Here is a 25,082-nt window from a genome sequence, read left to right as displayed (position 1 = left end):
GGGGGGAGGCGCCCCTGGCAGGGGTTATCTGTCTCCGAAGACGGTGCGGTGCCAGTCCTTGCGGGCGACCGCGGTGGTGTCGAACATGACGTGCTTGACCTGGGTGTACTCGTCCAGCGAGTACTGGGACATGTCCTTGCCGTAGCCGGAGGCCTTGTAGCCGCCGTGCGGCATCTCGCTGATGATCGGGATGTGGTCGTTGACCCAGACGCACCCGGCCGCGATCTCCCGGGTGGCGCGCAACGAGCGGTGCACGTTGCTCGTCCAGGCGGAGGCGGCCAGGCCGTACGGGGTGTCGTTGGCCAGCCGCAGGCCCTCGTCGTCGGAGTCGAACGGCAGGACCACCAGCACCGGGCCGAAGACCTCGCCCTGCACCACCTCGCTGTCCTGGGCGGCCCCGGTGACCAGGGTCGGCAGGTAGTAGGCGCCGCGGGTGAGGTCGCTGCCGTCGTGGCCCTTCTCCGGCGCGCGCCCGCCGGTGACGACGGTGGCGTAGGAGCGGGCCCGCTCGACGAAGCCGGCCACCCGGTCCCGGTGGGTGTACGAGACCAGCGGGCCGAGGTCGGTGCGCGGGTCGAGCGGGTCGCCGACCCGGATCGCGGCGTACAGCTCGGCCACCCCGGCCACGAAGGCGTCGTACAGCGGCCGCTGGACGTACGCCCGGGTGGCGGCGGTGCAGTCCTGGCCGCCGTTGATCAGCGAGGCGGCGACGGCGCCGTGCACGGCGGCGTCGAGGTCGGCGTCGTCGAAGACCACGAAGGGGGCCTTGCCGCCGAGCTCCAGGTGGGTGCGCTTGACGCCCGCGGTGGCGAGCTCGGCGACCCGCTTGCCGACCGGGGTGGAGCCGGTGAAGGAGACCATCGCGACGTCCGGGTGAGCGACCAGGTGCTCGCCCGCCGTGCGGCCGGCGCCGGTGACGACGTTGACCACGCCGTCCGGGATGCCCGCCGCGGTGCAGGCCCCGGCGAACATCAGCGAGGTCAGCGGGGTCAGCTCGGCCGGCTTGAGCACGATGGTGTTGCCCGCGGCGATCGCCGGCAGGATCTTCCAGGCGGCCATCTGCAGCGGGTAGTTCCACGGCGAGATCGAGCCGACCACGCCGATCGCCTCGCGCCGCACGTAGGAGGTGTGGTCGCCGGAGTACTCGCCGGCCGCCTTGCCCTCCAGGTTGCGGGCGGCCCCGGCGAAGAACGCGGTGTTGTCGATGGTGCCGGGGACGTCGAACTCGGTGGCCAGCTTGACCGGCTTGCCGGTCTGCGCGGTCTCCACCCGGGCGAGGTCCGCGCAGGCGTCGGTCAGGACGGCGGCGAGCCGGGTCAGCGCCTCGGACCGGGCGCCGGGGGTGGCGGAGGACCAGCCGGGCAGCGCCGCCCGCGCGGCGGCGACGGCCGCGTCGACGTCCGCGGTGTCGGCCAGCGCGACCTGCTCGACCACGCTGCCGTCCGCGGGGTTGACGACCTGGAAGGGCTCGCCACCCCCCTGGATCAGGCGGCCCGCGACGTACTGCGCGCCCGGGCCGAAGTCCGTCAGGTCCATCTGGTTCCTCCAAGTGCCGGTGGTTCGACGGCGGGCGGCGGAATCGCGCCTCCGCGGTGGGGGGATCCGCTCGTCGACCACCGGGTTGCGCGATCCTGGCAGCCCTGTCGACCCGACAAGGGATTCCACTGTTGCTGTCCGGTTAACGCGACGGATTCCGGCGTGGTGACTGTTTCTCGCCACGGCCGTCCGCTGACCATGCCCGTTGCCGCACCGGCGTGACAAGGGTCACTGCGACAACCTCGACCCGAAGGGCCTTACAGGGTGCAAGGGTGCACAGAGGGCGACAGGTCGTCGCCGCGATGGATGATTTACCTGACACTCTGGTCCCCCACGGCCCTGGAGGCCCGCGATGCTCCCCACCGTCGCCCGCGTGCTCGACCTGGAGGTGATGCGGCGCGGCCTCCCCCAGGTCGTGGCCGGCGCCGACCACCTGGAGCGGCCGGTCCGCTGGGTGCACGTGAGCGAGCTGCCCGACGTCGCCGGGATGCTCCGCGGCGGCGAGCTGGTGCTCACCACCGGGATCGCCCTGCCCGAGGACCGCGAGGGGCTGGCCCGCTACGTCCGCGAGCTGGACGAGGTGGGGGTGGCCGGCCTGGTCGTCGAGTTCGGCCGGCGCTACTTCGACTCGCTCCCCCGCGCCCTGGTGCACGCCGCCGAGCAGCGCGGTCTGCCGCTGGTCACGCTCCGCCGCGAGCTGCGCTTCGTCGCCGTGACCGAGGCCGTGCACGCACTGGTGGTCAACGCCCAGCTGGACCAGCTGCGCGCCTCCGAGGCCGTCCACCAGGTGTTCAACGAGCTGGTAGTGGAGGGCGCCGAGCCGCCCGAGGTGATCCGCCAGGTGGCCCGGATGGCGGGCGCGCCCGTCGTGCTGGAGAACCTGGCGCACCAGGTGCTCGCCCACGAGAGCGCCGGCCGCCCGGAGAACGAGCTGCTGGAGGACTGGGAGCGCCGCTCCCGCGGGGTCCGCCCGCCCGGCCGCACCGGCCACGACCCGCGCAGCGGCTGGCTGGTGACCACCGTCGGCGCCCGCGGCCAGGACTGGGGGCGGCTGGTGCTGGTGCAGGAGCCGGGCGCGCTTCCGGAGGGCGCGGCGCACCCGCACAGCATGCTGCTGGAGCGCGGGGCCTCCGCGCTGGCGCTCAACCGCCTGGTGGTGCGCGACCGGGAGAGCCTGGAGCGGCAGACCCACCGCACCCTGCTGTCCGGCATCCTCACCCACTCGCTGACCGTCTCCGAGGTCGCCCTGCGCGCCCAGGCCCTCGGCGTCCCGTTGGAGGGCCGGCGGCTGGTGGGGGTGGTGCTGCGCCAGCGGCGCGGGCCGATCCCGGCCGCGCTGGAGGCGCAGGCCCGGCTGCGCGACTTCACCGAGCTGGCCGCCGGCGCGGTGCGGGCCTGCCGGCTCCCGGCACTGGTGGGGGCGCTGGACGACGAGGGCGTCGGCGTGCTGATCGCGCTCGGCACCCAGCAGGACGAGCACGCCGCGCTGGACGCCTTCTCGGCGACGCTGCGCCGGATGTCGGCGGAGGCCGGGCGGGAGGGCGCCGCCGCTCCGGACCCGGTGGTCGCGGTGGGCTCCTCGGTCGGCTCCGTCCGGGACGCCCGTCGCACCCTGCTGGAGGCCACCCAGGTCTCCGAGGCGGCCCTGCACGACGCGCCCGGCGGCCGGACCGCCTCCTACTACCGGCTGCCGGACGTGCGGCTGCGCGGCCTGCTCCACCTGCTGCGCGACGACGCCCGGCTGCAGACCTACGTGGAGCGCGAGCTGGGCCCGCTGCTGGCCCACGACGCCGAGCACAACGGCCAGTTGGTGCAGATGCTGCGGATCTACCTGGAGCAGGGCCGGAACAAGTCCGCGGCGGCCGACGCCGCGCACCTGTCCCGGCCGTCCTTCTACGACCGCCTGCACAAGGTCGAACGGATCCTCGGCGTCGACCTCGACCAGGTGGAGTCCTGCCTCTCCCTGCACGTGGCGCTGCTCGCCCTGGACGCCGTCCGCCGCTGAGCCCCGGGGCTCACACCCCGGTGATGCGCCCCCAGACCTTGTGCAGCCCGGGCCGCTCGGCCGAGCCGACGTCGCGCATGGTGCGCAGCCGGGCGCGCATCTCGTCGGTCGGGAAGACCAGCGGGTTCTCGGCGATCTCGGCCTTCTCCTTGTCGCCGCTGGCCGCCAGCACCTCGCGGGCGGCCGGCACCGGGCAGATGTACTGGACGAACGCGGCGAGCTCGGCGGCCACCTCCGGCTGGTAGTAGTAGTCGATCAGCGCCTCTGCGTTGCGCTTGTGGGTGGCCCGGTTGGGGATCATCAGGCTCTCCGCCCACAGCTCGCCGCCCTCCTCCGGGACCACGAACTCGATGTCCGGGTTCTCTGCGGTGAGCTGGACGGCGTCGCCGGAGTAGGCCTGGCAGGCGAGCGCCGCGCCGGAGGCGAGGTCGCTGGTGTAGTCGTTGCCGGTGAAGCGGCGGACGTGGCCGGTGTCGACCATCTTCTGCACCAGGTCCATCGCCTTGTTCGCGTCGTCGTCGGTGAACGCGGCGATGTCGGCGCCCTGGGCGAGCATCAGCAGTCCGAGCGCCTCGTCGAGCCCGGCGAACAGCGTGACCCGGCCCTTGAGGTCGGGCGCCCACAGGTCGGCGGTGGACCTGATCTCCCGGCCGAGCGCCTTGCGGTTGTAGGCGATGCCGGTGATCCCGGACTGCCACGGCACGCTGCGCCGGCGCCCGGGGTCGAAGGCCGGGTTCGCGAGCTGCGGGTCCAGGTTGGCGGTGACGTTCGGCAGGTTGTCCCGGTCCATGGCCTGCACCCAGCCCAGCGAGACGTACCGCCCGGCCATCCAGTCGCTGATCACCATCAGGTCCCGGCCGGGGTCGGCGCCCTGGGTGAGCACCGGGCTGATCTTGCCGAAGAACTCGTCGTTGTCGTTGATGTCCTCGGTGTAGGTGACCTCGATGCCGGTCTTCTCGGCGAAGCCGTCCAGCGTCGGGCGACCGCCCTGCTCGTCGGTGTCGATGTACTGCGTCCAGTTGGAGAAGGTGAGCCGCTTCTCGCGGTCCGAGCGGTCCGGGGCCGAGCGGCGGTCCTCGGCGACGTACGCGGACGGGATGCCGCAGCCGGTGAGCGTGCCCGCGCCGAGCAGCGCGGCCCCGCCGAGCACCGAACGGCGGCGCAACGGGCGGGGGGCACGGGGGCGGATCGGGGTGGTGGTGCTGGGCATGGGTGGAGGCCTCCGGAGCATGGGACGGCCCCGGGCGCAGGCAACACACCCGGGGCCGTCCGAACGGTACGTCAGACAGTGTGCGCGTCGGTGAGCGACAGCACCTCGTCGAGCACCGCGAGGCCGGTCTTGGCCTCCTCCTCGGTGACGGTGCACGGCGGGACGACGTGGAAGCGGTTCATGTTGACGAACGGCCAGAGCCCGCGCTGCTTGCAGGCGGCGGCCAGCTCGGCCATCGGCGCGTTGGCGGCGCCGGCGGCGTTGTACGGGACCAGCGGCTCGCGGGTCTCGCGGTTCCGCACCAGGTCGAGCGCCCAGAACACGCCGAGGCCGCGGACCTCGCCGATCGAGGGGTGCCGCTCGGCCAGCTCGCGCAGGCCGGGGCCGAGCACGGTCTCGCCGATGTGCTTGGCGTTCTCGACGATGCCCTCCTCCGCCATGGCGTTGATGGTGGCGACGGCGGAGGCGCAGGCCAGCGGGTGGCCGGAGTAGGTGAGTCCGCCGGGGAACGGCCGCTCGGCGAAGGTGGCGGCGATCTCGGCGTTGATCGCCACGCCGCCGAGCGGGACGTAGCCGGAGTTGACGCCCTTGGCGAAGGTCAGCAGGTCGGGCACGACTCCCCAGTGGTCGGCGGCGAACCACTCGCCGGTGCGGCCGAAGCCGGCCATCACCTCGTCGAGGATGAACACGATGCCGTGGCGGTCGCAGATCTCCCGCACCCCGGCCAGGTAGCCGGCCGGCGGGATCAGGATGCCGGCGGTGCCGACCACGGTCTCCAGGATGATCGCCGCGACGGTGCCGGGCCCCTCGAACGCGACCACCTGCTCGAGGTGCTGCAGCGCGCGCTCGCACTCCTGCGCCTCGTTCTCGGCGTGGAAGTTGGAGCGGTAGGCGTACGGGCCCCAGAAGTGCACCGTGCCGGAGACGCCGGTCTCGTTGGCCCAGCGGCGCGGGTCGCCGGTGAGGGCGATCGCGTTGGCGGTGGCGCCGTGGTACGAGCGGTAGGCGGACATCACCTTCTGCCGGCCGGTGTGCAACCGGGCGAGCCGGACGGCGTTCTCGACGGCCTCGGCGCCGCCGTTGGTGAAGAAGATCTTGTCGAGGTCGCCGGGGGTGCGCTCGGCGATCAGCCGGGCGGCCTCGCTGCGCGACTCGACGGCGAAGCCGGGGGCGATGGTGCAGAGCTTCGCCGCCTGCTCCTGGATGGCCGCGACCACCTTCGGGTGCTGGTGGCCGATGTTGGTGTTGACCAGCTGGGACGAGAAGTCGAGGTAGCGGTTCCCGTCGTAGTCCCAGAAGTACGAGCCCTCGGCGCCGGCCACCGCGAGGGGGTCGATCAGCGCCTGGGCGGACCACGAGTGGAAGACGTGCGCGCGGTCGGCGGCCTTGACTGCCTGGCCGGCGGCTGAGTCAGCGGTGGGGATGCTCATGCCGGTAAGGCTAGGGAGTCCCGCCCGCGAAATGCAGTTTCATCTTGTCAGTCGGTCACCCGAACGGCCGACAGGGTGCAAAGACACCGGGCCCGGGTCGAAAAGACCCGGGCCCGTCGTCAGTTCGTACGACCGGACCCCCGCCGCTGGGCGGTCCCGCCGCGGCGACGGCCGTGAACCACTAGATCGCGGTCATCACGTGCTTCACGCGGGTGTAGTCCTCGAAGCCGTAGGAGGAGAGGTCCTTGCCGTAGCCGGACTTCTTGAAGCCGCCGTGCGGCATCTCGGCGACCAGCGGGATGTGGGTGTTGATCCAGACGCAGCCGAAGTCCAGGCGGCGGGACATCCGCATGGCGCGGGCGTGGTCCTTGGTCCACACCGAGGAGGCCAGCGCGAACTCGACGCCGTTGGCGTAGTCGACGGCCTGGTCCTCGTCGGTGAACTTCTGCACGGTGATGACCGGGCCGAAGACCTCGTTCTGGATGATCTCGTCGTCCTGCTGCAGGCCGGAGACGACGGTCGGGGCGTAGAAGTAGCCCTTCTCGCCGACCTGGTGGCCACCGGCCTCGACCTTGGCGTGGGCGGGCAGCCGCTCGATGAAGCCGGCCACCTGCTTCAGCTGGTTGGCGTTGTTCAGCGGGCCGTAGAGCACGTCCTCGTCGTCCACGCCACCGGTCTTGGTCTCGGCCGCGGCCTTGGCCAGCGCCTCGACGAAGGCGTCGTGGATCGACTCGTGCACCAGCACGCGGGTGGCGGCGGTGCAGTCCTGGCCGGCGTTGAAGAAGCCCGCCACCGAGATGCCCTCGACGGCCTCGGCGATGTCGGCGTCCTCGAAGACCACGACCGGGGCCTTGCCGCCCAGCTCCAGGTGGACGCGCTTGACGTCCTTGGAGGCGGACTCGGCGACCTGGATGCCGGCCCGGACCGAACCGGTGATGGAGGCCATCGCCGGGGTGCGGTGCTCGACCATCAGCTTGCCGCTCTCGCGGTCGCCGCAGATCACGTTGAAGACGCCGGCCGGCAGCTCCAGCTCCTTGAGCACGCCGCCGATGATCTCGGCCAGCAGCACGGTGGAGGCCGGGGTGGTGTCCGAGGGCTTCAGGACGACGGTGTTGCCGGCGGCGATGGCCGGGGCGAACTTCCAGACGGCCATCATCATCGGGTAGTTCCACGGCGCGACCTGGGCACAGACGCCGACCGGCTCGCGGCGGATGATCGAGGTCATCCCGTCCATGTACTCGCCCGCGGCCTTGCCCTCCAGCAGGCGGGCCGCGCCGGCGAAGAAGCGGATCTGGTCCACCATCGGGCCGATCTCCTCGGAGAGGGTCAGCGCGCGGGGCTTGCCGGTGTTGCGCACCTCGGCGTCGACGACCTCGTCGGCGCGGGCCTCGACCGCGTCCGCGATCTTCAGCAGCAGCTTCTGGCGGGTGCTCGGGGTGGCGTCGCGCCAGGCCGGGAAGGCGGCGGCGGCGGAGGCCATCGCCGCGTCCACGTCGGAGGCGCCGGACAGCGGGGACGTCGCGTAGACCTCGCCGGTGGTGGGGTCGACGATGTCGAGCGTACGGCCGTCCGCCGCATCGACGAACTCACCGTTGATGTAGTTGCGCAGCGTGCGAAGGTCGCTCACGGGGTCTCTCCTCGGTCTGGGCCTGCGGCGTTGCAGATTCCGGCGCCATGGTACGTCGGCGGGACCTGCGTACGAAGGGTGCCGAGTGGCCGGGCCCTGGGCGGCGCGGTCCACTGGTTGGGGGAACGCGCGCTGCGCTGCGGAGCCGCGCGCGTACCGTGCCAGGGTAGCCGTACGACTGCCGTTATCGACAGGCCAGGCGCATGTAGGCGATGAAATCCGCATGCGTTTTCCAAGATCACGACGAAATCAGCAGTTTCCGCGCTTGCGAACAAGGGAACGATCAGGCACAGTGGCGGCGTGGCCAACCGCGACCGGAACGCGAGCGTTCCCCTCGACGCCGCCTCCAAGGCGATCATCGAGCAGCTCCAGGAGGACGGACGCCGCCCGTACGCCGCCATCGGCAAGGCCGTGGGCCTGTCCGAGGCGGCCGTGCGTCAGCGCGTCCAGAAGCTGCTCGACCAGGGCGTGATGCAGATCGTCGCCGTCACGGACCCGCTCACAGTCGGCTTCACCCGCCAGGCGATGGTCGGGATCCGGGTCGAGGGTGACATCGAGCCCGTCGCCGACGCGCTGGCCGCCCTCGACGAGGTCGACTACGTCGTCTGCACCGCAGGCTCGTTCGACCTCCTGGCCGAACTGGTCTGCGAGGACGACGAGCACCTGCTCGAACTGATCAACAAGCGCATCCGCGCGCTTCCCGGCGTGCGGAGCACCGAGAGCTTCGTGTACCTGAAGCTCCGGAAACAGACCTACACCTGGGGCACCCGATGACAGCCGACCCGGCGCAGAAGGACCTTTCCAAGACCGCCTACGACCACCTGTGGATGCACTTCACCCGCATGTCGTCGTACGAGAACTCCCCCGTACCGACGATCGTCAAGGGCGAAGGCACCTACGTCTGGGACGACAAGGGCCGCAAGTACCTCGACGGCCTCGCCGGCCTGTTCGTCGTCCAGGCCGGCCACGGCCGCGAGGAGCTCGCCGAGGCCGCCGCCAAGCAGGCCAAGGAGCTCGCCTTCTTCCCGGTGTGGAGCTACGCCCACCCGAAGGCCGTCGAGCTGGCCGAGCGCCTGGCCAACTACGCCCCGGGCGACCTGAACAAGGTCTTCTTCTCCACCGGTGGCGGCGAAGCCGTCGAGACCGCCTGGAAGCTCGCCAAGCAGTACTTCAAGCTGACCGGCAAGCCGACCAAGTACAAGGTCATCTCGCGCGCCGTCGCCTACCACGGCACCCCCCAGGGCGCCCTGTCCATCACCGGCCTGCCGGGCCTGAAGGCCCCGTTCGAGCCGCTGGTGCCGGGCACCCACAAGGCCCCGAACACCAACATCTACCGCGCCCCGGCCTTCCTCGCCGGCCCCGACGGCACGGTCGACCCCGAGGCCTACGGCCGCTGGTGCGCCGACGAGATCGAGGTGGCCATCCTCAACGAGGGCGCCGAGACCGTCGCCGCCGTCTTCGTCGAGCCGGTGCAGAACGCCGGTGGCTGCTTCCCGCCGCCGCCCGGGTACTTCCAGCGCCTGCGCGAGATCTGCGACCGCCACGACGTGCTGCTCGTCTCGGACGAGGTCATCTGCGCCTTCGGCCGCCTGGGCACCATGTTCGGCGCCGACAAGTTCGGCTACCAGCCCGACATGATCACCTGCGCCAAGGGCATGACCTCGGGCTACTCCCCGATCGGCGCCACGATCATCTCGGACCGCATCGCCGAGCCGTTCTACAAGGGCGACAACACCTTCCTGCACGGCTACACCTTCGGCGGCCACCCGGTCTCCTCCGCCGTGGCGCTGGCCAACCTCGACATCTTCGAGCGCGAGGGCCTGAACCAGCACGTCCTCGACAACGAGGCCGCCTTCCTGGGCACCCTGAACAAGCTGCGCGACCTGCCGATCGTCGGCGACGTCCGCGGCAACGGGTACTTCTACGGCATCGAGCTCGTGAAGGACAAGGTCACCAAGGAGTCGTTCAACGACGACGAGGTCGAGCGCGTCCTCTACGGCTTCCTGTCGAAGGCCCTCTTCGACAACGGCCTGTACTGCCGCGCCGACGACCGTGGCGACCCGGTCGTCCAGCTGGCCCCGCCGCTGATCTCCGACCAGTCGACCTTCGACGAGATCGAGCAGATCCTGCGGACCAGCCTGACCGACGCGTGGGCGAAGATCTGACCGGCTGAGCCAACCTTCCCCACCCTCCGCCGCAGGGCGGTCCCTCCCCGGGACCGCCCTGCGGTGTTTCCGCAGCCGCCCCGCGGCGCGCCGGGGGCGTCGGGTCTCCGGACCTCCGGACCTCCGGACCTCCGGGCCGACTTTCCGCCACCAGGCGGCGAACAAACATGCCTGATTGCGGGTGATTTGCCCGCGATGGACCAGAGCGCCGCAACCGCACGAGGTCCCGGTCGTTCTAATCTGACGACTGTCATATCCCTGCAGCCACCCAGGATGGAACCTCATGTCAGCGGCACCGCCTGACAACGACGTGCTGTGGGCCCGGGGGATCGTCAAGTCCCATCACGGCACCCCCGCCCTGCGCGGCATCTCGATCGGCGTGCGCGAGGGGGAGGTGCTCGCCGTCACCGGCCCCCGCGGCTCCGGGAAGAGCACCCTGCTCGGCTGCCTCTCCGCGCTCCTCCCGGTCGACGACGGCGAGGTCTGGTTCAACAGCGCCCCCGTCCACACCCTCGGCCGGGCCGGCCGCGAACGGCTGCGCCGCGACCGCTTCGGCTTCGTCGGCTCCGAACCGCACCTGGTGCCCGAGCTGACCGCCCGGGAGAACGTCGCCCTGCCCCTGCTGCTCGCCGGAGCCGGCAACAAGGCCGCCTACACCGCCGCCGACGAGTGGCTGGAGCGCCTCGACGTCGGCGAGATCGGCCGCCGGCGACCCGACCTGCTGCTCCAGAGCCAGCGCCAGCGGATCGCCGTCGCCCGCGCCCTCGCCCCGCTGCCGACGGTCGTCTTCGCCGACGACCCCACCGCCCCGCTGCACCGCGAGGCCGCCGACCAGGTCCTGCGGATACTGACCAGCGCGGCCCGCTCGCACCAGCTCACCCTCGTCCTGGCCACCCACGACCCCGAGCTCGTCCGGTTCGCGGACCGCGCCGTCGCCCTCGTCGACGGACGGCTCACCGCCCCCGCCGCGCCCGTCCCGCGCGGCACCACCGGCAGCGCCCCGGGCGCGGCCGGTGCGTCCGCCGTCTCGGCCACCCGCCGCTGACGACGCCGAGCCGCTGAAAGAGTCGACGTGTTCTATCTCCGTCTGGCCCGGGGCTACCGGGCGCCCGACCTCGGCCGCTGGCTGCTCACCGCGCTCGCCGCCGGCCTGGTCGCCGCCTTCCTGTTGCGCTCCCTCGGCCGGGCGATGAGCGACCCGGACGGCGGCACCGACGCGCTGGCCCGCCTGCTCTGGTGCCTGCCCCCGCTCGCCGCCGTCGGCTGGTTCGCCGCCGTCGCCGCCCGCGCGGTGCCCGCCCGGCGGCCCGAACGGATCACCGGCCTGCGGACCGCCGGGGCCGGGTCCGGACGGATCCGCGCCCTGATCGCCGGCGAGGTCGCGCTCGCCTGCACCCTCGGCAGCGTGCTCACCCTGCTGCTCTTCCTGGTGCTGCGCAACGACATCGCCGGGCCGTCGCTCGCCCCCGACCTGGGCATGGGCGTACCGCTGCCCGCCGCGGCGCCCGTCACCCTGCTCGCCCTGGTGCCGCTCACCGCCGGCATCGCCGCCGCCTGCGCCGTCCCGCTCGACGAGACCCTGCCCGGCCGCCGGACCGGCCCCCGCACCGGCTTCGGCGCGCTGCGGATCGCCCTGCCGATCGGCCTGGCCGTGATCGGCCTCGCCCTCGAACTCATCGCGCTGCGGCCCGGCGCCGCCGCCGACGGCCGGCCGATCCACCTGCCCGCCGGGCTCGGCACCACCAGCACCGCCGCGCTCGGCGGCTGGGCCGCCAGCGCCCTCGGCCTCGCCCTGCTCACCGGCCCGCTGCTGTCCTGGACCGGCCGGCTGCTCGCCGCCGGCCGCCCCACCCCGCTGCGGCTGCTGGCCGGCCGCGGGCTCACCGCCCAGGCCCGCCGGCTCGGCCCGCCGCTGGCCGTGCTCACCCTCGCGCTCGCGCTGGTGCTCACCACCATCCGCTACTGGATCGGCACGCCCGGGAGCGCCGACGCGCTGCCCGCCGTCGAGGCCTGCCTGGTGCTCGGCTGCGCGGGCGCCGCGGTGGCCGCCCGGCTGGCCGAGGTCCGCACCGACCGCCGGGACGTCACCGACGCGCTGCTGCGCCTCGGCACCCCGCCCCGGCTGCTGTTCGGCGCGATCGCGCTGCGCACGCTGGCGGTGGGCACCACCCTGCTGGTGACCGGCGGGGCGACCGCCGCACTGGCGGCCGCCGGCCTGCGCTAGCTATCCGGCCGCGGCGAGCTGGCCGCAGGCGCCGTCGATCTCCTGGCCGCGGGTGTCCCGGACGGTCGTCGGCACGCCGTGCGACTGGAGCCGGCGGACGAACTCGCGCTCGTCCTCGGGCCGGGAGGCGGTCCACTTGGAGCCCGGGGTCGGGTTCAGCGGGATCAGGTTCACGTGCACCCGGTGGTTGCGGATCAGCCGGCCGAGCAGGTCCGCCCGCCACGCCTGGTCGTTGATGTCCTTGATCAGCGCGTACTCGATGGAGATCCGGCGGCCCGACTTCTCCGCGTAGTTCCACGCCGCGTCCAGCACCTCGGCGACCTTCCACCGGGTGTTCACCGGCACCAGCTCGTCGCGCAGCTCGTCGTCCGGGGCGTGCAGCGACAGCGCCAGGCGGCAGCTCAGGCCCTCGTCGGCGAGCCGGTTCATCGCCGGGACGAGGCCGACGGTGGACACCGTGATGCCCCGCTGGGACAGGCCGAAGCCGTCCGGCGCCGGGTCGGTCAGCCGACGGATCGCGGCCAGCACCCGGTTGTAGTTGGCCAGCGGCTCGCCCATGCCCATGAAGACCACGTTGGACAGCCGCGCCTCCCCGCCGGGGATCTCGCCGTCCTTGAGCGCGCGCATCCCGGCGGCGATCTGCTCGACGATCTCGGCGGTGGACAGGTTGCGGGTCAGCCCGGCCTGGCCGGTCGCGCAGAACGGGCAGTTCATGCCGCAGCCGGCCTGCGAGCTGATGCACATGGTGACGCGGTCCGGGTAGCGCATCAGCACCGACTCGACGAGGGTGCCGTCGAAGAGCTTCCAGAGCGTCTTGCGGGTGGTGTCGTCGTCGCACGAGACGTGCCGGACCACCGACATCAGCTCGGGCAGCAGGCTCTCGGTGAGCTTCTCCCGGCTGGCGGCGGGGATGTCCGTCCAGCTCGCCGGGTCGTTCGACATCCGGCCGAAGTAGTGGTTGGAGAGCTGCTTGGCGCGGAACGGCTGCTCGCCCAGCTCGGCGACGGCCTCCTTGCGCTCGGCGGGGCTCAGATCGGCGAGGTGTCGCGGGGGCTTGGCGCCGCGCGGCGCGACAAACGTGAGTTCTCCGGGCTTAGGCATGGTTGTTCCAGTGTCGCAGACGCCCGGAGCGGGCCGGACACGGCGAAGGGGCCCCGGAAGTCCGGAGCCCCTTCGCACGGTCGGCGCGGCCGGGTCCTGCCCGGCGGATCCCGCCGGACGGGTCCCCTGGCCCTAGCTGCCGACGAAGGCCGCCAGCAGCAGCCAGACCACCGGCGCGGTCGGCAGGAGGGAGTCCAGCCGGTCCATGATGCCGCCGTGGCCCGGCAGCAGCGTGCCCATGTCCTTGATCCCGAGGTCGCGCTTGATCATCGACTCGCCCAGGTCGCCCAGGGTCGCGGTGACCGCCGCGCAGCCGCCCAGGATCAGGCCCTGCCACCAGCTGCCGCCGTCGATGATCAGCTGCATCAGCAGCGCACCGGCCAGCATCGACAGGCCGATGCCGCCGGCCAGGCCCTCGCGGGTCTTGCCGGGGCTGATCGTCGGGGCCAACTTGTGCTTGCCGAACTTGTAGCCCACGGCGTAGGCGCCGGTGTCGCTGCAGATCGTGACGATCAGGAACAGCACGATCCGCTGCGGACCGTCGTCGGCCGCGAGCATCATCGCCACGAACGTCGCCAGGAACGGCACGTAGAAGGCGGTGAACACGCCGGCCGTTATGTCCCGCAGGTAGTTCTCCGGCGGCTCCGCCATCCGCCAGACCATCACCGCGAGCCCGGTCAGCGCCAGCGAGGCCGCCGCCCACTGGACGCCCGCCCAATAGCCGGTGGCGATCATCGCGATGCCGCCCGCGACCAGCGGGACCAGCGGCGCCTTGATCTGCTTGCGCTCGGCCAGCCGGCTGGTCAGCTCCCAGACGCCGACCGACGCCGCGGCCATCACGACGACCAGGAACAGCGCCTTCACCACGAACAGCGAGGCGATGATCACCGCGCCGAGGCCGACGCCCACGCCTATCGCGGCCTGGAGGTTACGGCCACCGCGCTGCTTGCGCGGCTGCGACGGCGGCGGGGCGGGCTGGGCGGCCACGGGAGTCTCCTGCCCTGGATGGGACGACGGCACGAAGGGGGGCTGCCCGGCCGCCGGGTGGCCCGGCGGCGGCGCGGGGTGCGCCGGAGCCCCCGGGTGCGGCGGGAGGCCGTGGCCGGGAGCGGGGGCGGCGTCACCGGTCACGGCGCGCAGCACGACCGTCTCCGTCACGCCCGGCACCGCCGGCCCGGCGGGCTCGTCCCGGAACAGCGGGCCGCTCAGCCGGCCGGCCTCCCGGGCCGGGCCGGCCGCGGGGTCGCCCGGTCGGCCGGGCGCCGGTGGGAGGTCCTGGCCGCCCTGACCCGGCGCACCGGGGAGCGGACCGGGATCGGCCGGTACGGGAGGCATGACCCGAGTCTCCTCCGCGTCGCCGCCCCAGTACACCGGAGGCTGCTGCGAGTGATCCGAACGGAGGCCGGGATCACCCGGGGCGGCACCGGGCGCGCCGGGGTGGGCGGCCTCGCCGCCCGGGTGACCGGGGAGCCCCTGGAACGGCGGCGCCGGGGGCCCGCCGTGTCCCGGCGCCGGGTGCGGCTGCTGCAGGTGGGCCTGCGGCTGCGGCTGCGGCGCCGGGCGGTACGGCTGGAACTGCTGGTCGGACGGGCCCCAGTAGCCAGGGGCGTCAGGGGCGTCGTTCATCAGACCTCGAGCAGCTCGGCTTCCTTGTGCTTCAGCAGCTCGTCGACGGCGGCCACGTACTTGGCCGTGGTGTCGTCGAGCTCCTTCTCGGCGCGGCGGCCGTCGTCCTCGCCGACCTCGCCGTCCTTGACCAGCTTGTCGATCGCGTCCTTGGCCTTGCGGCGCACGGCGCGGATCGAGACCTTGGCGTCCTCGCCCTTGCCGCGGGCGACCTTGATGAACTCCCGGCGGCGCTCCTCGGTCAGCTCGGGAAGCACCACCCGGATGATGGAACCGTCGTTGGACGGGTTGACGCCCAGGTCGGAGTCGCGGATCGCCTGCTCGATGGCCTTCAGCGCGGTCTTGTCGAACGGCGACACGACGGCCATGCGCGGCTCCGGCACCGAGAACGAGGCCAGCTGGTTGATCGGCGTCACGGCGCCGTAGTACTCGGCCGCGATCTTGGCGAACATCGCCGGGTGGGCACGGCCGGTGCGGATGGCGGCGAAGTCGTCCTTGGCGACGGCGACGGCCTTCTCCATCTTCTCCTCGGCCTCGAGGAGGGTCTCTTCGATCACTGTGGTCTCCCTGTCCGGTTCATCTGCGGTTGTCCCGACCGGTGTCGGCGTCGAGGCCGGTCACGGCGACGGCGCCGCCCCGTACTGCTGGTTGCTGCTCAGGCCCGGACGGAATCCTGGCTGATGAGTGTGCCGATCTTCTCACTCTTCACCGCACGCGCGATATTGCCCTCCGCCAGCAGCTCGAAGACCAGCATCGGCAGGTTGTTGTCCTTGCACAGCGTGATCGCGGTGAGGTCGGCCACCTTGAGGTCGCGCGCGATGACCTCGGAGTACTCCAGAGCGTCGAACTTCACCGCGTCCGGGTTGGTCCGGGGGTCGGAGTCGTAGACGCCGTCCACACCGTTCTTGCCCATCAGCAGGACGTCGGCGTGGATCTCCAGCGCACGCTGCACGGCCGTGGTGTCGGTCGAGAAGTACGGCATGCCCATACCCGCGCCGAAGATCACCACGCGGCCCTTCTCCAGGTGCCGGACGGCCCGCAGCGGCAGGTACGGCTCGGCGACCTGGCCCATCGTGATCGCGGTCTGGACCCGGGTCTCGATGCCCTCCTTGACCAGGAAGTCCTGCAGCGCCAGGCAGTTCATCACGGTGCCGAGCATGCCCATGTAGTCCGAGCGCGCCCGGTCCATGCCGCGCACCTGGAGCTCGGCGCCCCGGAAGAAGTTGCCGCCGCCGATGACCACCGCGACCTCGGTACCGGCGCGGACGACGGTGGCGATCTCCCGGGCGATCGCGTGCACGACGTCCGGGTCGACGCCGAGTCCGCCACCACCGGCGAAGGCTTCACCGGACAGCTTGAGCAGCACCCGGCGGCGCGAGCCGGCCTTGGGGTCCTGCGCGGTCTCCTGCGTCTCCTGCATGGACTTCTCCTTTTTGCACCTACTGGCTCACAGGCGCGGGTGTGCGGATGCCCGGCCTGCGCGTACACGCGAGGAGGCCACTGCCGCGGGAACCGGTTCGGTGTCCTGCACGGCAATGGCCTCCTCGTCGTTCGTGGTGCCGACGCGGCCCGCCCGTGGACGGATGGCGCTGGGTGAGCCCGTTCGGCGTTCCGCCCGCCCTGCTCAGCGGGCGGGGGCGGTTCCCAGCGTAAGGGTGCCGGGGACCAGGGGGAACGTGGCTCAGGCGCCGACGCGGAAGCGGGCGAAGCGCTTGAGGGCGACGCCGTTCTCCTCGAGGACCTTGGCGACGGACTTCTTGTTGTCCTTCGCGAAGGCCTGCTCCAGGACGGAGTTCTCCTTCACGAAGCCGGTGACGCGACCCTCGACGATCTTCGGCAGGGCGGCCTCCGGCTTGCCCTCCTCGCGAGCGGTGGCCTCGGCGACGCGGCGCTCGTTCTCGATGTCCTCGGCCGGGATGTCCTCGCGGGACAGGTACTTCGGCGCGAAGGCGGCGATGTGCTGCGCGACGTCCTTGGCGACCTCGGCGTTCTCCTTGTCCAGCTCGACCAGGACGCCGACGGCCGGCGGGAGGTCGGGGCTGGTCTTGTGCAGGTAGACCGCGACGAAGCCGTCGCCGCCGAACTGGGCGAAGCGACGGAAGACGATCTTCTCGCCCAGGGTCGCGTTGGCCTCGTCGACGAACTGCTGGACGGTCTTGCCGGCCTCGATCTCGGAGGCCAGGGCGGCGTCCAGGTCGGCCGGGGCGGTGGCGGCGACGTGGGCGGCGATCGCGTCGGCGACCTTGACGAAGTTGTCACCCTTGGCGACGAAGTCGGTCTCGCAGTTCAGCTCGACCAGAACGCCGGACTTCTTGTCCTCGGCGATCAGCGCGGCGACGGCGCCGTTGGAGGCGTCACGGCCCTCGCGCTTGGCAACGCCCTTCTGGCCCTTGATGCGCAGGAGCTCGACGGCCTTCTCGACGTTGCCCTCGGCCTCGTCCAGGGCCTTCTTGCAGTCCATCATGCCGGCGCCGGTGAGCTCACGGAGCTTCTTGACGTCCGCGGCGGTGAAGTTCGCCATGGTGTGAATCTCTTCTCGCGTCTCGCGTGTCTGCGTGGGGATGCGCCGGGACCGATGGTTCGGCCCCGGCGCGGGAGAGAGGGGCACCTACCGGCGTCGTACCGGTGGGTGCCCCTCACCCGTGGTACGTCAGGCCTGCTCGGCCGGCGCCTCGGTGGCGGGGGCCTCGACGGCCTCGGCCTCGGCGGCGGGAGCCTCGGCGGCGGGGGCCTCCTCGGCCTTCTTCTCGCCCTCGATCAGGTCCTTCTCCCAGTCGGCCAGCGGCTGGTCGGCACCCGGCTCGGCCTTGGCGTCGCCCTTGGCGACACCGGCGCGGGACTTCAGACCCTCGGCCACGGCGTCGGCGATCACGCGGGTCAGCAGGGTGACGGAGCGGATCGCGTCGTCGTTGCCCGGGATCTTGTAGTCGACCTCGTCGGGGTCACAGTTGGTGTCGAGGATGGCGACGACCGGGATGTTGAGCTTCCGGGCCTCGCCGACCGCGATGTGCTCCTTCTTGGTGTCCACGATCCAGACGGCGCTGGGAACGCGCTGCATGTCGCGGATACCGCCGAGGGTCTTCTCCAGCTTGTCGTGCTCGCGCTGGAGGACCAGGAGCTCCTTCTTGGTGAGACCGGAGCCGGCCACGTCCGAGAAGTCCAGCTCGCCGAGCTCCTTGAGGCGCTGCAGACGCTTGTAGACGGTCGAGAAGTTGGTCAGCATGCCGCCGAGCCAGCGCTGGTTCACGTAGGGCATGCCCACGCGGGTGGCCTGCTCGGCGATGGCCTCCTGGGCCTGCTTCTTCGTGCCGACGAAGAGGACGCTGCCGCCGTGGGCAACGGTCTCCTTGATGAACTCGAAGGCGCGGTCGATGTAGTTCAGCGACTGCAGGAGGTCGATGATGTAGATGCCGTTGCGCTCGGTGATGATGAAGCGCTTCATCTTCGGGTTCCAGCGGCGGGTCTGGTGACCGAAGTGGACGCCGCTCTCCAGCAGCTCCCGCATCGTGACGACGGCCATAGCCGTGCTCCTCAGGTGTTACGGCCCAGCGGTCGCGCAGCGGAGGCGGTTCGCGCGGTGGCGCTCCCCGCTCGCGCGGTGCGTACCGGCCGGGTCGGGCTCGGTTTTGTCCGTGGCGGCCAGGTGACAGCCACGCCTGACGCCCCGAACGTGCCGAGCCGCTTGAACCCGCTCGGTCCGGGGACCGGTCGGGCTCGGCGGACCGAGCGGCACTCGCACCTGGCGGGGGCTGCGGTCGAACCGCGTCCGTCCACCGGTGGCGGGGCGTGCGAAGTCGACCCGGCGGACCGGGTCGCGTGTGAAGTGTACGGGAAGCCCCGAGGCGCGAGCGACTCCGCGAGCGGCGGAGGGCCGGGGGCCGGGCGGGGCCCGGGCTCTCGCCGGGCGGACGCCGGGTCGGGCATCGGGTCGGGCATCGGGCGGTCGCCGGGTCGGCATCGGGCGATCGCCGGGTACGGGAGGGAGTGCCGTGGAGGGGCGGCGCAGCGGTCGCCACCCGGCCGGTACGCGGCCCGTACGCCGCTTGTACACCGGATGGCGGAGTGCGTACACCCGCCGGAGGGAGGGGTGACGGCCGCGGGGGGCGGTTTGTCCACAGGAAAACGGAGGCCGGTGGCGCGGGAGCGGCGAGGACGGGAGCCTCCGGGCATGACTGCTCGCGATGGCCTCCTTCTCCCGTCCTCCGGTGCTCGGCGCCCGCGGGGCCCGTTCCTCGGCGCGGCCCCCGTGGTGGTGACGGCCGCGGTGCTGGTCTTGCTGGTGGCCGTCGGGGCGGTTCCGGGCGTCGCCCTCGGACGGTCCGCGCACTCGGGCGCGGGTGGTGGGGTCGGCGGTGGTCCGGGGGCTGGGGGCGGCGCGGGGCCCGGGGTTCGCGCCGGGCCGGACGGCACACGGGCCTGGCCGGTGGACGCGCCCGGCGGGCCGGGCGGTGGGGTGCTCGGCCGGTTCGAGCCGCCGGCCAGGCCGTGGGCCGCGGGGCACCGGGGTGTGGACCTCGCCGCGGCTGCCGGGGCGGAGGTGCGGGCGGCAGCCGCCGGGGTGGTCTCGTTCTCCGGTCCGGTGGCCGGGCGGCCGGTGGTCACCGTCATCCATCCGGGCCAGGGGGCCCCTCCCCTGCGCACCACCTACCTGCCCGTCACCGGCACCGTCCCGGTCGGCACCTCCGTCCCGGCCGGGGCCGTGATCGGGCGGATCGCACCGGACGGTCGGCACTGCCGCGAGCGCGACTGCCTGCACTGGGGGCTGCTGCGCGGGGAGCGCTACCTCGACCCGCTGGCCCTGTTCGGTGCGGGGGCGGCCCGGCTGCTCCCCCTGGGCGGCGACCGGCGGGACGGCCAGGCCGGCTGACGAACGGGGGCGGCCCCACCGGCGCGGGGGCGTCGGGGTCGACGGAGGGCGGTGCGGGGTCGGCGGCGGCGGTGGTGGCGGGGCGGGGCGGGGCGGCAGCGTAGCGGCGCCGGCGGAGCGGGTCGGACGGGGCCTCGACGGTTCAGTCGCGGACGAGACCGTGCAGGGCCATCGCCACGGCGGCGTCCGCGATCAGCTCGGCGTTCTCGGCCACGCACCCGGCGCGGTCCCCGCCGGCCACCTGCTCGGCCCGGCGGACGGCCGCCTCCACCACGCCCTGCAGCAGCACGGCGGCGAGCCGGGGCTGCACGTGCCCGAGGTCCTCCAGGGCCCGGACGACCAGACCGACCAGCCTGCCGTGCGCCGCGCGGATGCGCTCGCGAGCGGCCTCGTCGAGCTCCAGCGCGGAGATCGCCACCACCGCCCGGTGACGCGGGTCGGCGGCCAGCGCCAGCTGGCCCCGGACATAGGCCTCGACCCGCTCGGCGGCCGTGTCGCAGCTCTCCATACCGGCCTCGATCTCGGCCGCCCAGAGCGGGAAGTCCACCTCGCAGAGCGCCTCGACCACGGCGGCGCGGGAGCGGAAGTACTCGTAGACCGAGGATCGCGCCAAGCCGGTGCGCGCCGCGAGCGCGGGGAAGGTCAGCGCCTCCATCCCGCCCTCGGTGAGCAGGGTGCGGGCAGCGTCAAGGAGGGCTGCGCGCTGCAGCTGGCGATGCTCGGCCACCGTGGCCGCTCGGATCTTCGGCACGCCCCCACTGTACGGAGCCCTACCTGCGGCCGATACGGCGCCGCGCAATCGGGGGGAGCGCGGGCGCACGCAGCGGGGCGCGGACCCGTCGTTCCCCGTGCGCACCCGGTGGGCCCGGGACGCCCGCGGCCGCCTGCCGCCCGCAGCCTTGGCGCCGGCCGCCTTGCTGCCCGCCACCGGTGCGCTAGCGGATGTCCGACAGCTTGGCGCGCAACTGGAGGACGGACTTGGTGTGGATCTGACTCACCCGGCTCTCCGTCACCCCCAGGACCTGACCGATCTCGGCGAGGGTGAGCCCCTCGTAGTAATAGAGCGTCACCACGGTCTTCTCCCGCTCGGGGAGGGTGTTGACCGCCTGGGCCAGCAGTCGGCGCAGCTCCCGGTCCTCGGCGACCTCGACCGGGTTGTCGGCGCCGTGGTCCTCCAGGGTGTCCATCAGGCTCAGCCGGTCGCCGCCCTCCCCCACCGGGTGCAGCAGTTCGTCCAGGGCCACCACGTTGGCCAGGGAGAGCTGACTGAAGATGGCGTGCAGGTCCTCGATCGCGATGCCCATCTCGGCCGCCACCTCGGGCTCGTGCGGCGTGCGGCGCAGCCGGGCCTCCAGCGTCGCGTACGTCCGCTCGACGGCCTTGGCCTTCTGCCGCACCGAGCGGGGGATCCAGTCCAGGGCGCGCAGCTCGTCGATGATCGCGCCGCGGATGCGGCTGATCGCGTAGGTCTCGAACTTGATGGCGCGGTCGATGTCGAACTTCTCGATCGCGTCGATCAGCCCGAAGACCCCGGAGGAGACGAAGTCCGCCTGCTCGACGTTGGAGGGCAGGCCGACCCCGACCCGGCCGGCCACGTATTTGACGAGCGGTGAGTAGTGCAGGATCAGCTGCTCCCGCAGCCGCTGGTCACCGCTGTCCTTGTAGGAGCGCCAGAGCTGTTCGAGCGCGGTCCGGCCCTGGGCCTCGGGTTCCCGCGCCTCGGAGCCCCGGCCGCCGGCGTGTCGGCCACCGGCGTGTCGGCCACCGCGGTTCTGCTCGCCGACGGGCGGGGACGCGGTGTCCGGCGGCTGGGGTGCGCCGAGCCGCGGGTCGGGCGCGACGTCGGCGGGGCCGGCCGCGTCGGCGGGCTGGCCCGGCACCGCCGCCGGCCGGTTGCCCTGGCGTGACAGGCCGCCCATCGTCCCCGTCGCCTTGGGCGGGAACTCGGTCACGGGACGCCGCTCGGTCCGCGGCCCTCCCGAGGACCGGGCGCCACCGGTCACTCTGTGTCCGGGAATGTGTGTGGGCATGCGTTGGTATGCGCCGTTCTGCCGAGTCATGTGCTGATAGGGAAGGCATGTGGAGCGTAGCGTGACCGACTCGCTGCAATGCGCTACCACCACTCGGTCGTCCCTCGATCCGGTGGCGTTCTCTTCACCGAATCCAGGCACGCGAGCGAAAGGGGCGGATCAGCAGGTCAGCCGGGCGATCGCGGTTCGCCTCCCACGGCTCGGGCGTGTTCCCCGCTCCCGGTGATCACCTCCTCCGGACGAGGCGCCAGTGCGCGCCGTGTCGCTCGACGTAGCCGATCGAGCCCAACTCGTAGAGCCGCTGGAGAACTTCGTCCGGCGGGAGACCGGACTGCCGGGCCAGTCGCTCGACCGGTGCGCCCTCAGCCGTCGCCGGGACGGCCTCCAGCACCCGCGCCACCGCCGGCTCCAGCAAGTCCCGGGGCAGGACGGGGCCGCTGCGTTGGGGAGCCAGGTCGTCCCCGATCGCCCCGATCAGTTCGCCGATCTCGGCCGCGTCGGTGACCAGCACGGCACCGCCGCTGCGGATCAGGGCGTGCACCCCGGCCGAGAGCTCCGAGGTCACCGGGCCGGCGACACCCATGGTGTGGCGGTTGAGGTCCCGGGCCCGTCGGGCCGTGCTCAGCGCGCCGCTGCGCAGCGCCGCCTCGACCACCACGGTGCCCCGGGTGAGTGCGGCGATGACGCGGTTGCGCAGGACGAAGCGGAAGCGGTTCGGGTGCTCCCCCGGCGGCAGTTCACTGACCAGCAGCCCCTGCGCGCCGATCCGCCGGATCAGCTCGGCGTTCCCCTTCGGGTAGGGCACGTCGACGCCGCTGGCGAGCACCGCGACCGTCATCCCGCCGACGGCAAGCGCCCCGCGGTGGGCGGCCGCGTCGATCCCGTAGGCCGCTCCGGACACCACCACCCATCCCCGTTCGGCCAGTTGGGCCGCCAGCTCGCCCGCGACGTGGGCGCCGTAGGCCGTGCAGGACCGGGAACCGACCATCGCCACCGAGCGGAGCGCGAGCAGCCGCAGCGAGCCGGTGCCGACCGTCCAGAGCCCGACCGGCCTGCCGTCACCCAGGTCGTCCAGTTGGCTGGGCCATTCCGTGTCCCCCGGAATGATGAAGCGTCCACCCACCGCTCGCACCCGTTCCAGGTCGCCGGAAGGGTCGAGCCCGGGGAGTCGGGCCTGGTAGCCGGCGAGCCGGGCGCCGTCCAGCCCGGGGTGCGAGGGCACCTCGCCCGCCCGGATCGCCCGGACCACGTCGGCTGCGGAGAGCCGGCCCAGCCACCGGCCGATCACCGCGTCCCCCGGTTCGCCCAGTCGGCTGAGCACCGCGCGGGCGAAGCGCTCGGGCTCGGGGCCGGGCGGCGTCCCGGCTCCGCCGGGCGGCTGAGAGTGCGTCATCATCGGGTTCATGCCTCACCGTCCTCGTTCGCCGGTTGCCGGTCGAGCGTGCGCGTCCGCTTGGCACGGGCCGACCGCGCGGGGGGCTCCGGGTGGCCGGGGTCGCCGGGATCGCCGGGGCCGGCGGGGTGTGCCGGCTCGGCGGCCGGGCTGCCGGGGTGGTCCGGTCTCGCGGGGCCGGCGAGGTCGCCCGTCCCGTCCGGCTCCTCCGGCGGCTCGTCCACCGGGCCGCGCTGCGCGGGAACGCTCCCGAGGAGACCGGGCGCGCGACCGGACATCGGCAGCCCGTGTTCGACACCGGTGCGCAGGACCAGTGCGGTGCGCACGTCCCGCTGGTCCGGTCGGTCCCGACCGGCAAGGTCGGCCACCGTCCAGGCGACCCGGAGCACCCGGTCCAGGCCGCGGGCCGTCAGCATCCCTCGCTCCAGCTGGCGTGCGGCGTCGTTCAGCGCACCGGGGGCCAGCTGCCAGCGGGTGCGCAGCTCGTGCCCGGGGACTTCCGCGTTGGTCCGCCACGGCGTGTCCGCCAGCCGGGCGGCCGCCCGTTCGCGTGCGGCCAGCACCCGGGCCGCGACGGTCTCGGTGCTCTCCGCCGTGGTGTCCCGCTCCATCAGCTCCACCCGTGTCACCGGGGCCACCTGGACCTGGAGGTCGACCCGGTCCAGCAGCGGGCCGGAGAGCCTCCCCTGGTAGCGGCTGACCATCGCGGGGCTGCACTCGCAGCCCTCGCCGCGCCTGGAGTGGCGCCCGCACGGGCAGGGGTTGGCGGCCAGGCAGAGCAGGAACCGGGCCGGGAGCCGGAGCGATCCGGCCGAGCGGGCGATCACCACCTCGCCCGACTCCAGCGGCTGGCGCAGCGCGTCGAGCACCCGGACCGGGAACTCCGGCGCCTCGTCGAGGAACAGCACGCCCCGGTGGGCCAGGGAGACCGCGCCCGGCCTCGGCAGGCCGCTCCCGCCGCCGACGATCGCGGGCATCGTCGTGGAGTGGTGCGGGGCGCAGTACGGCGCGGTGTCGATGAGCGGGCGCCCGGCCGGGAGCAGCCCGGCCACCGAGTGGACGGCGCTGACCTCCAGCGCCTCCTTCCGGGTCAGCGGCGGGAGCAGCGCGGGCAGTCGCTCCGCCAGCATGGTCTTCCCCGCGCCCGGCGGGCCCTTGAGGTACAGGTGGTGTCCGCCGGCGGCGGCGATCTCCAGTGCGCGCCGGGCCTCGTACTGGCCGGCGACGTCGGCCATGTCCAGGCGGGCCGCCCGGTCGTCGGGCAGGCCCCGGACGCCCGCGCTGGGCAGCATCAGGCCGGCCATCAGCGGATCGGGCCGCCCGCCGAACGGGTCGGGCGGCTCCTCGGGCGCGGGCGCACCGGTCAGGACGGCGACCAGCTGGCGCAGGCTGCGGACCCCGATCACGCTGACGCCCGGAACGAGCGAGGCCTCGGGCGCGGTCTGCTCCGCGACCACGACCCGCTGGTAGCCGGCGTCGGCCGCGGCCAGCACCGAGGGCAGCACCCCGCGGACCGGCCGCACCCGGCCGTCCAGCCCGAGTTCACCGATGATCAGCAGCTCGGCGATCGACGCGGGGTCGAGCCGCTCGGCGGCGGCCAGCACGGCACAGGCCACCGCGAGGTCGAAGCCGCTGCCGCTCTTGGGGACCGAGGCCGGGCTGAGTCCGACGGTCAGTTTGCGCTGCGGCCAGGCCTCGCCGCTGTTGACCACGGCCGCCCGGACCCGGTCACGGGCTTCGGACAGCGCCTTGTCGGGCAGGCCGACCAGGGCGAACGCTGCCACCCCGGGCTCCAGATCGGCCTGGACCTCGACGATCACCCCGTCGACACCGACCAGCGCGACGGAACAGGTTCGGGCGAAGGCCAT

At 73.1% G+C, this 25,082-nt stretch carries 19 protein-coding genes and 1 pseudogene; 6 read left to right on the top strand and 14 right to left on the bottom strand.

The window, feature by feature from the left end; genetic code table 11:
- Positions 1-24: 24 nt before the first annotated feature.
- Positions 25-1,536, bottom strand: coding sequence for a gamma-aminobutyraldehyde dehydrogenase (locus tag AB0N04_RS30565; RefSeq protein ID WP_360217618.1), 1,512 nt, complete (start codon positions 1,534-1,536; stop codon positions 25-27).
- Between the two features lie 352 nt (positions 1,537-1,888).
- Here AB0N04_RS30565 and AB0N04_RS30560 point away from each other — a divergent pair, with 352 nt between their 5' ends.
- Positions 1,889-3,541: a PucR family transcriptional regulator ligand-binding domain-containing protein gene (locus AB0N04_RS30560; RefSeq protein ID WP_360217621.1), complete on the top strand. Its 1,653-nt coding sequence runs from the start codon at positions 1,889-1,891 to the stop codon at positions 3,539-3,541.
- A 10-nt stretch (positions 3,542-3,551) separates the two neighbouring features.
- Here AB0N04_RS30560 and AB0N04_RS30555 read toward each other — a convergent pair whose 3' ends face one another.
- The 3 genes from AB0N04_RS30555 to AB0N04_RS30545 form a co-directional block, all read right to left on the bottom strand.
- Positions 3,552-4,751, bottom strand: a complete 1,200-nt coding sequence (locus AB0N04_RS30555; protein ID WP_360217624.1) for a spermidine/putrescine ABC transporter substrate-binding protein — start codon at positions 4,749-4,751, stop codon at positions 3,552-3,554.
- A 71-nt stretch (positions 4,752-4,822) separates the two neighbouring features.
- Complete coding sequence (locus tag AB0N04_RS30550) at positions 4,823-6,181, bottom strand: aspartate aminotransferase family protein (protein ID WP_360217627.1); 1,359 nt, start codon at positions 6,179-6,181, stop codon at positions 4,823-4,825.
- Between the two features lie 181 nt (positions 6,182-6,362).
- Positions 6,363-7,808 (bottom strand): gamma-aminobutyraldehyde dehydrogenase, encoded by a 1,446-nt coding sequence (locus AB0N04_RS30545; RefSeq protein WP_360217630.1) that lies wholly within the window; start codon positions 7,806-7,808, stop codon positions 6,363-6,365.
- 300 nt (positions 7,809-8,108) lie between these two features.
- On the opposite strand from AB0N04_RS30545, the gene AB0N04_RS30540 reads away from it, so the two are divergent.
- The 4 genes from AB0N04_RS30540 (at position 8,109) to AB0N04_RS30525 (ending at position 12,197) form a co-directional block, all read left to right on the top strand.
- The gene (locus AB0N04_RS30540) at positions 8,109-8,582 is read left to right on the top strand and encodes an Lrp/AsnC family transcriptional regulator (protein ID WP_030243538.1); all 474 of its coding nucleotides are present in this window, start codon (positions 8,109-8,111) and stop codon (positions 8,580-8,582) included.
- Entirely contained in the window at positions 8,579-9,973 is a 1,395-nt protein-coding gene (locus tag AB0N04_RS30535) for an aspartate aminotransferase family protein (protein ID WP_360217633.1), read from the top strand. The genes AB0N04_RS30540 and AB0N04_RS30535 overlap by 4 nt, the downstream gene beginning before the upstream one ends.
- 283 nt (positions 9,974-10,256) lie before the next feature.
- Complete coding sequence (locus AB0N04_RS30530; protein WP_360217636.1) at positions 10,257-11,018, top strand: ATP-binding cassette domain-containing protein; 762 nt, start codon at positions 10,257-10,259, stop codon at positions 11,016-11,018.
- Positions 11,019-11,045: 27 nt separating this feature from the next.
- On the top strand, positions 11,046-12,197 hold the full coding sequence (locus AB0N04_RS30525; protein WP_360217639.1) for a hypothetical protein: 1,152 nt from the start codon (positions 11,046-11,048) through the stop codon (positions 12,195-12,197).
- Here AB0N04_RS30525 and rlmN read toward each other — a convergent pair whose 3' ends face one another.
- From rlmN to rpsB, 6 genes are all read right to left on the bottom strand, one after another.
- On the bottom strand, positions 12,198-13,298 hold the full coding sequence (gene rlmN, locus AB0N04_RS30520) for a 23S rRNA (adenine(2503)-C(2))-methyltransferase RlmN (RefSeq protein ID WP_360217642.1): 1,101 nt from the start codon (positions 13,296-13,298) through the stop codon (positions 12,198-12,200). It lies immediately after the preceding gene.
- Positions 13,299-13,430: 132 nt separating this feature from the next.
- Positions 13,431-14,633, bottom strand: a complete 1,203-nt coding sequence (locus AB0N04_RS30515; protein ID WP_360217645.1) for a phosphatidate cytidylyltransferase — start codon at positions 14,631-14,633, stop codon at positions 13,431-13,433.
- A 290-nt stretch (positions 14,634-14,923) separates the two neighbouring features.
- Complete coding sequence (gene frr / locus AB0N04_RS30510; protein WP_360217648.1) at positions 14,924-15,481, bottom strand: ribosome recycling factor; 558 nt, start codon at positions 15,479-15,481, stop codon at positions 14,924-14,926.
- Between the two features lie 98 nt (positions 15,482-15,579).
- Positions 15,580-16,344, bottom strand: coding sequence for a UMP kinase (gene pyrH, locus AB0N04_RS30505; protein WP_030056790.1), 765 nt, complete (start codon positions 16,342-16,344; stop codon positions 15,580-15,582).
- Positions 16,345-16,605: 261 nt separating this feature from the next.
- Complete coding sequence (gene tsf / locus AB0N04_RS30500; protein ID WP_360217651.1) at positions 16,606-17,445, bottom strand: translation elongation factor Ts; 840 nt, start codon at positions 17,443-17,445, stop codon at positions 16,606-16,608.
- A 129-nt stretch (positions 17,446-17,574) separates the two neighbouring features.
- Positions 17,575-18,444 (bottom strand): 30S ribosomal protein S2, encoded by an 870-nt coding sequence (gene rpsB, locus AB0N04_RS30495; RefSeq protein WP_360217654.1) that lies wholly within the window; start codon positions 18,442-18,444, stop codon positions 17,575-17,577.
- Positions 18,445-19,431: 987 nt separating this feature from the next.
- Here rpsB and AB0N04_RS30490 point away from each other — a divergent pair.
- Positions 19,432-19,791, top strand: coding sequence for a peptidoglycan DD-metalloendopeptidase family protein (locus tag AB0N04_RS30490; RefSeq protein ID WP_360217657.1), 360 nt, complete (start codon positions 19,432-19,434; stop codon positions 19,789-19,791).
- Positions 19,792-19,933: 142 nt separating this feature from the next.
- Here AB0N04_RS30490 and AB0N04_RS30485 read toward each other — a convergent pair whose 3' ends face one another.
- The 4 genes and pseudogenes from AB0N04_RS30485 to AB0N04_RS30470 form a co-directional block, all read right to left on the bottom strand.
- Positions 19,934-20,518 (bottom strand): helix-turn-helix domain-containing protein, encoded by a 585-nt coding sequence (locus AB0N04_RS30485; protein ID WP_360217699.1) that lies wholly within the window; start codon positions 20,516-20,518, stop codon positions 19,934-19,936.
- 208 nt (positions 20,519-20,726) lie between these two features.
- Positions 20,727-21,743, bottom strand: coding sequence for an RNA polymerase sigma factor WhiG (gene whiG / locus AB0N04_RS30480; protein WP_360217660.1), 1,017 nt, complete (start codon positions 21,741-21,743; stop codon positions 20,727-20,729).
- Positions 21,744-22,047: 304 nt separating this feature from the next.
- On the bottom strand, positions 22,048-23,217 hold the full coding sequence (dprA, locus tag AB0N04_RS30475; protein ID WP_360217702.1) for a DNA-processing protein DprA: 1,170 nt from the start codon (positions 23,215-23,217) through the stop codon (positions 22,048-22,050).
- Positions 23,218-23,489: 272 nt separating this feature from the next.
- Positions 23,490-25,082 (bottom strand): annotated as a pseudogene (locus AB0N04_RS30470) (YifB family Mg chelatase-like AAA ATPase); the annotation flags it as partial.

It is taken from the genome of Kitasatospora sp. NPDC051702 (assembly GCF_040681575.1).
GTDB lineage: Bacteria > Actinomycetota > Actinomycetes > Streptomycetales > Streptomycetaceae > Kitasatospora.
The sequence above is the reverse complement of the archived record's forward strand: the minus strand, read 5'-3'. Positions and strand labels throughout refer to the sequence as shown.